Here is a 7,677-nt window from a genome sequence, read left to right as displayed (position 1 = left end):
CCCCTGCCCCCTGCCCCCTAGCTCCTTCACTCATTCCTGCACCCGATCTAACGAAAAAAATTCTTCTCCTACCGTAGGATGAATACCTATTATTTCATCCAAGTCTTCCTTGGTAATGCCCTTACGAATTGCCACACCCAGACTTTGAATAATATCTGCTGCGTGTTCACCCACCAGATGAGCGCCCAAAACTTGCCCAGAATCGGCATTTAAAACTAACTTTATAGTGGTTGGCTCATTCTGTTCGGTTAGCTGATACAAAAGTGGTTGAAATTGGGTGCAGTAGCATTGTACAGATTCACCAAATTTTTCCCGTGCCTTTGCCTCTGTCATGCCCACACCAGCCGCTTCTGGACGGCAAAAAACAGCAGAGGGAACATAATCATAATCCAGTTTTTGCACCTTGTTGCCAAAAACTGTATTGGCAAAAGCAATACCTTCTGCCTTCGCCACTGGAGACAATTGCACTCGGCTGGTGCAGTCACCCACAGCAAAAATATTTTCTTGGGTGGTGCGGCTGTATTCATCTACTTTGATTGCACCATGTTCGCCAAGTTCAACATGGGCATTTTCTAAACCAAGATTCTTGGTATTTGGAGCGTAACCTGTGGCAACCAAGATCGTATCTGCTGTAATTATTTCTCGCTTCTTACCAGTAATAGTTAATAACAAACTCTCATCTGAGTATTTGATTTCTTGAACAGTACTACTAGTCAATAACTTAATTCCGCGTTTGCTCAAACCTTGTTGTACCGCAGAGCGAATGTCATCATCAAACCCCGATAAAATCATCTCGTCTTTTTCAATCACCGTCACCTGGCAACCGAAAGCGTGCATCATGCTGGAAAATTCTACGCCAATGTAACCACCGCCAATAATTGCTAAACGTTTCGGTAGATAAGGTAACTGAAACATCTCGCGGGATGTAATGGCATATTCTATACCTGGAATTTTGGGCTTGAGAGGTTGCCCTCCCACAGCAATTAAAATTTTGTCGGCTGTAACTTTAAGTCCATTAATATCGACAGTATGAGCATCGATGAAAGTGGCATGATCGCAAATTAGTTCAATTCCAGCTTTCTGTAATTGCTGAAAGTAAGACTGGTTAATGGTGTCAAGATGCTGATGTACTGACTTAATGAATAATGTCCAGTCAAAATATGTTTGACACTCACTCCATCCATAACTGGGCGCTATTTGCTTTTGTAGGGCGAAGTCAGCAGCGTAGACAATCAGTTTTTTGGGAATGCAACCGCGATTTACACAGGTTCCACCGATGGATTCTTGTTCGGCAATAGCGACACGAACACCGTAACTAGCTGCTTTTTTAGCTGCTGCCAATCCACCAGGCCCAGCACCAATGACAAACAGGTTGTAATCAAATGCCATAAAAATCTGTTCCTTTTTTACTTTTTGGAAAGCAGAGCTATTTCATTCCTTATAGTTATTCAGACAAAACTTAATCTACTGTCTTTGGGTGGACAAGTTTGGATGGAACCATTCTGATATGTAGCAAATTGCCGCTTTGCTTGCAATTAGATTGAAAAGGAATAGCGTAGGCGCAGCCCGCCGTAGGCATCGCTCGAATACTGCTAAGTTATATTACATTATCTTGTAAAAAAATATATTGTCTAGTTTTGGTGGATATGCGATCGCGCTTTTAGGGATTCCAATAAATAAATTATCCCATCTTGTGAGGTGGGCAACATACAATACGGTTCGGTTAAAGGGGAAAGGGGAAAGGGAAAAGGTTTTGAATAAATTTTTACCCTTTACCCCTTACCCTTTACCCAGACCACAAGGAAAGTGAAAAATGCTTATCCGAACCGTATTGGGTCAACATCAGCGCCTATGATTACAGTGAATCAAGGAAAATTTGCATCTCCTGTGCATCCCGTGTCATTCCCAAGAGCTTAAAACCATCAATAGCCTTAATTGACAATTTGTAGGCTTTCTCTGCACTTCCCCACTTTTTCTCCCAACGGGCAAGAGAACGCCGATAGCGGGCCAAACGTCGCTTGTTGTGAGTCGTTTCAGCAACAGTCAAGCCTTGAATTAATAGTTTTTCAGCTTGATCGCGATCGCCTTGTTCAATTGCAATATCAGCCAGCCAATTTTGAGCAGAATTGATCACCCGATGCCAACTAATTTTTTCTGCACTTTTCATCACCTCTTGAAAGAGCTTTTTTGCTAAAAGATATTCACCTTCTAAATAATGGATTTCAGCCTGATGATAAAGAACGGGAATAAAATAGCGGATATGCTGTCGCTCTTCCAGATTCGCCTCGATTACCAATTTTTCTTCTATAGTTAGCCAATGGCGTGCATCTTGATAATCCTTCTGTCTAATTTGCAGCCTAGCCATACTTTCGGCTAAGTCAGCCTGAACACATAAATCTGCATGGTCACGCAAAATCCACGTCCGTCGCAAAATTTTATCTGCTTCTTTCAGACTCACAGAGGAACACTCTCGAATTAGTAGCCAGCTTTTGCGGACGATGATTTTTACAAAACAAGACCATTCACCACGCCGTTCTGATTGTTCTATAAGCCATTGCAGCCAATCTAAGCGATCGTCCCAATAGGCATAGAGATTTGCATAGTGGCTTAAGAGAAGCCATAAATCCCTAACTGCTTCATAGTGTTCTTTGTCTTCACACCAATGAAGTACTGCTCGCAGATTTCCTTCTTCTGGTTCTAACTTATTGTAATGTATCCATTTTTCCCAATCTTCTCCGGCATAATTGTGGGCAAAATCAAGATACCATCTCACCCAGCGCCTTCGTGCTTCCCTCTCAAAATCTGGGTAAGCGGCTAATTCTGCTAAGGCATATTCACGTGTCAGAGAGAGCATATCAAACCGCTTAGTCTCTGGATTGAGATTCACCAAGGAAAGTTGCTGCAAACGTGCCAAGCCATTATTTACTGCATCAGGAGCGGCTGTTAGTCCAGCAACCTCAGCCACAGCTGCAAGTATGGCAGAGTCAGGAAAAATCGCCAGTGACATGAGTAACTTGTGGGGTGGTTGTCCCTTGATTCCTTGCACTGATTGCTCAAAGCAAAAACGAGCTACATCTCCTGTAGCCGAGGTTAATCGATTCAATACCGAGTTTAGGGAGTAGCCACCGGATAATTGGCCAAGCGAATATACGATCGCCAGAGGGATGCCGCCAGTGCGATCGTAGAGTTGCTTAGAGTCCTCATCGTTGATACTTATACCTTTTTCTTCAGCTTGTTGTCGAATCAACTGCAAACCATCATCTGGAGGTAAGTTGCGCAGACGGATTGGCAACAAGGCAATTTGTTCACGGCTAGTAATTATTACTTTGATGCAAATGGGTAGATTATATAAAAACTCAATAACCTCATTTCTGTCCTCTATAGTCTCCATATTGTCCACAATCAACAGTGTTCTTCGTTTTGAGAGAATCTGGCGAACACGATCGAATTGGTCATTGGGAGGAGATTGAAGAATTGTTGGGTCGTCTAAAGCATTAGCAATTTCTCGAAAGATATCGCGTAGATTACGCTGTCCCTGTTGCCGCCACAATATACTGTTAGTGGGAATAAGTTCTTGTTGTTTAGCTGAAGTGAAAATAATCGCATCAAAGTTGGGTGCATCAGAAGAGTTTTCGTTACTAGCTTTTAAGCATAGATAAGCAGCTGCTAACACCAGCGCTGTTTTACCTACGCCACCAATGCCATGTACTGTAATCATGTGAGCGCCATGCACCGACGAAAGGCGTTCTAATAGCTTTTTCATATCTGCCTCCCGACCAATAAATTGGGTGTAAGTCGGTGCTGGCAAATTGTGGGGGATGTCACGGCGTTGGATAGCAGCTACAACAGACCCTCTACGATAACCATGTTTTTCCAGAACGTAGACAAGATTGCTGGACTTAACACTTTTATTTGCTTCTCCTGTCAAAACTTCAATATCCCGATAGATATTGCTTAACCCTGCTCTGACAGCAGCGTTTTCTTTGTGCAAATCTTGACTAATCTTTTTCAAGCTGTACCCACAGAGTAGCCCAAGTAACAGGTCTTTCCTTGTACTTTGTCTGTAACGCTTTTGAAGTGTAACCTCCAAATTCATCAGTAGTCGGTCTATCTCCCAGTCCTGCAAAATCTTGCGATTCCAACTTTTAGGTAAATTCCAACTTTCTGACTGACCTGGCATAAATATCACCCACTAAATTCGTCATCAATGTGGCGTTAGCAACATTTTAACGAACAAAAGTTTGACAAATTAGTAACATTTTTTTAACAATGTTAACTCCTGTCTTAAATTTAACCAGTAAGCTAATTTATAAGTTTATTTTTTGTCTCTAGTAAGTAGAGGCTGCCGACCATATCGACTTCTAAGCTCTAAAACTTTGCCTGATGATCTTTTCACAAATTACTTAATTAAACTATGACAAATAAAACACTTAACTTTCTAAATCTCTTGTTTGGACTAAAACAATCCCGACGTTATTTTCCCGAAGAAAAACAAGTCTGTGTCTTCAATAAACGTCCCATATTATACCGAGGGTTTTCGCCAAACTCTGCACAAGAATCAATCAATGAACTCCAAGAGCGACTGCAAGCTCAGGGTTTTCTCTCAACTATTAGTGGTAAATTTGACTTAGAAACAGAAGAGGCTGTAATTAAATTTCAGAAAGCTAATAATCTTCAGGTAGATGGAATCGTTGGACCACTGAGTTGGGCTTGCCTTTTCTACCCAAAGCTTTACCGCAATCAAAAAAGTATGTCTCCAAAGTTACACGATGCAGTTAAAGAACTGCAAATTATTCTCAATGAAGAAGGATTTTTTAAAAAAGAACCTGACGGGTATTTCAGTCGTGAAACTGAGAGAGGCGTTAAACGCTTTCAAAGAATTTATGGACTCAAAGATGATGGTATTGTTGGCGCTGCAACTTGGGCTGTACTTTTGGGGATGCGACAAAAAATAGATAACAACAGCTTTCTCCAGTTAGTTTATTTTCTACCACCTCAATCCTGGTTTTTATGGGAGCAGTTTTTAATGATCTCGTTCATTATGCTGGGTATTTATTATAGCCCCATACCAGGAGATGAACCTAAATGGAATACAGCCTTAGCAACTGCCTATGGGCTTACCTGTATAGTGCCTTTTCTCTTGGAGTGTTTACCTTTGAAGCCATCGAAGCAGACTAGCTTACCGCTTTTACAATACGCTCCTTATGTGTTGACTGGTATCTTTTGGAAACCAATTATCAATTTCATGGGGGGATTATTTAATTAAACATTTGGTAGTTAAATAAATGAGCAGCGATGTCTACGACGGGCTACGCCTACGCTATTTTATGTTGTGTCTAATTTTCGGGTTGTGCTTGTAAAAAATTGCGATCGCTTCGGGCGGGTATGCGATCGCACTTTTATGCAGCAACTGCACTAAAGAAAAAATTCAGCCGATTAAGCCATTGATGCCAGACATGAATTAGCCTTGCACGGTCAAATTCAAAAATTTCTGCTTCTTCACCTGGCAAGGCTACGACAATGAGAGCATGGTTAATTTTGCAGTTAAAGAGGCGATCGCTATAATACCGATTTATTGCACCACCATAAGCAGCTAGCTGTAAAGGCTTGTCATAAAGCTTATCAAATCTCAGTTTTGGTTCCTCGGCTGTAGTCCATTCAATTAAATGCGGAACACCTTGATAACGAGCAACTAAATCAACTTTCCCGACGTAAAGTTCCTGATAGTTAGGCACAAGTTGCTCAACCAGTTGAACATCGCTAAGTTGGTTTAGCACACATTGAACGCTACCCCAGTAAGGCTGAATCAGGCTGTTGTCAGGTTTGGGTGAGTAACCTTGCAAATGTTCTTTAATCAATTGGTGCAAGGCATTTCCTCGGCGACGGCTGTTAGCAGCGATTCGATTTGCTTCTGCATGGCCAACTTTATTGCGCCAATGGCAAAGGGCGGCTAGAGACTGCGGTGGCTGTGTCGCTTTTAAAACTGTGGTGACAGCAGGAAGAAGAACACCATTATTACCTTGATAGTAGCATCGTCCATTGATGTAGGTAGATTTCATAAGTTGCGAGTAGTTAATTACTACATCAACTTTTGCGTTAGCCTAGTACACAAGTAATACACATACTGTGAGTCTTTTTGACTATATCGAGTACACAGATGTGTACTGTGGTTGTGATGCGCTAAGAGTTATGAATCAACAACATTTCAATGCAGTATTTAATCGCTTAACTGAAAGGCGGCGAGAGGTGCTGCTGAAACTACTAGCTAACGAAAAAGATGAAGCGATCGCAAAATCTCTGTATATCAAACCAACAACGGTTAGAAAACATCGTCAAGAGATTTGCAAGGCATTTGGTTTAACGAATGAATTTACAGATCAACGCCACTCGAAGTTTCCTGAATTGATTGCTTTATTTGCTAAATACAAGCCTGAATTATTAAATCAAAATACTTCAGAATTACCACAAACAGAAAATTTAATTGAAGATAAAACGATATCTGAAAATCCTGATTTTGTGGGGCGTGAGGATGCGATCGCACACCTCGACATGTTGATTGGCAAATTTAATGCAAAAGCTATTGGTATTTATGGCAAGGGCGGTATAGGCAAAACTACACTTGCTTATCATTACTTAGAGACTCAAAAGCTAGAGTATTTGGAACTTCAAGTAGGAATGCAAGCTGAGTACATCACTTCTGTAAAAAGCTGGGTCAAGGATCAGCTACGTCATCAGTTTCAAGAAAAACCAGAGCAGGATTTCATTAGTACACTGGAGCAACTCAAGTGTAAGCTTCAAGACAAACCAGTAGGTATACTGATTGATAATCTTGAAACTGTATTAGATGAAAATGGTAAGTTTAAAAAAGAGCATATCGACTATTTAGAGCTATTCATTAGAGTTTTAAATGCTCCTAATATCAAATCAATCATACTAATTACCAGCCGTGAGAGGCTCAATGAAGCTAAATTGAGCTTTATTGAAGCTTACCAATTACCAGAACTAGATGAGATTGCATGGCGAAGATTTTTTAGCAGATTTGATATTAATGTTAATTGTCTAGCTATGAGCGCAATTCACAAATCTTATGGTGGAAATGCATTATGTATGAAAGTTCTCCGAGAACCTATACAAACAAAATATAATGGTGATTTAGAGGCTTATTGGCAACAAAATAAAGAATTTTTATTAAAGGGCAATATAAAAGATTTAATTGCAAGTCAATTTGATCGGATACAAAATAATAATGTTGATGTTTATAATCTTCTTTGCCGTTTAGGATTATATACTTATCAAAAAATACCTTATATTGCAATAATTGGATTGTTATGTCTACTTTGGGATGTACAAGAGGAAAAAAAGCGATCTATTATTGATTCTTTGGAACAAACCCATTTACTTGAGTTCCGCAAGGAAAGAATAGAGAATATATCTAACTCTTGGCAAGATAGCGATAGCCTTCATTTGGATTTTCCGCCTTCACAAGGATGGATGTTTAATTTAGAAAGTTTCCACAACGAAGTGAAATTATTAATATTTCAGCCAGAAGGATACTCTCTACATAAATTTATATGGGAAGAAGCTAAATCAAGGCTTTATTTAAGCAATCAATCAATAGAATATTTACTATTTTCTTTGAAGGCACAAATTGATAAAATGCTAATCCCATATGAAACC

5 protein-coding genes are annotated in these 7,677 nt (G+C 40.1%); 2 read left to right on the top strand and 3 right to left on the bottom strand.

What is annotated here, in order from left to right:
• Positions 1-30 precede the first annotated feature (30 nt).
• Together gorA and G1O98_RS35380 are read right to left on the bottom strand one after the other, a co-directional pair.
• Entirely contained in the window at positions 31-1,389 is a 1,359-nt protein-coding gene (gorA, locus tag G1O98_RS35385; protein ID WP_163938668.1) for a glutathione-disulfide reductase, read from the bottom strand.
• Between the two features lie 466 nt (positions 1,390-1,855).
• Positions 1,856-4,180 (bottom strand): tetratricopeptide repeat protein, encoded by a 2,325-nt coding sequence (locus G1O98_RS35380; RefSeq protein ID WP_163938665.1) that lies wholly within the window; start codon positions 4,178-4,180, stop codon positions 1,856-1,858.
• 234 nt (positions 4,181-4,414) lie between these two features.
• Here G1O98_RS35380 and G1O98_RS35375 point away from each other — a divergent pair, with 234 nt between their 5' ends.
• A complete protein-coding gene (locus G1O98_RS35375; protein ID WP_163938662.1) occupies positions 4,415-5,266 on the top strand; it encodes a peptidoglycan-binding protein in 852 nt (283 codons plus the stop codon).
• Between the two features lie 133 nt (positions 5,267-5,399).
• Here the strand turns inward: G1O98_RS35375 and G1O98_RS35370 are convergent, their stop codons facing one another.
• The gene (locus G1O98_RS35370; protein WP_163938659.1) at positions 5,400-6,059 is read right to left on the bottom strand and encodes an exonuclease; all 660 of its coding nucleotides are present in this window, start codon (positions 6,057-6,059) and stop codon (positions 5,400-5,402) included.
• 130 nt (positions 6,060-6,189) lie between these two features.
• On the opposite strand from G1O98_RS35370, the gene G1O98_RS35365 reads away from it, so the two are divergent.
• On the top strand, positions 6,190-7,677 hold a 1,488-nt coding region (locus G1O98_RS35365; RefSeq protein ID WP_163938656.1), incomplete at its 3' end, for a LuxR C-terminal-related transcriptional regulator.

This window comes from Nostoc sp. UIC 10630, assembly GCF_010747425.1.
In the GTDB taxonomy this organism is placed as follows: domain Bacteria; phylum Cyanobacteriota; class Cyanobacteriia; order Cyanobacteriales; family Nostocaceae; genus Nostoc.
This window is presented reverse-complemented; position numbering and strand designations above follow the sequence as displayed.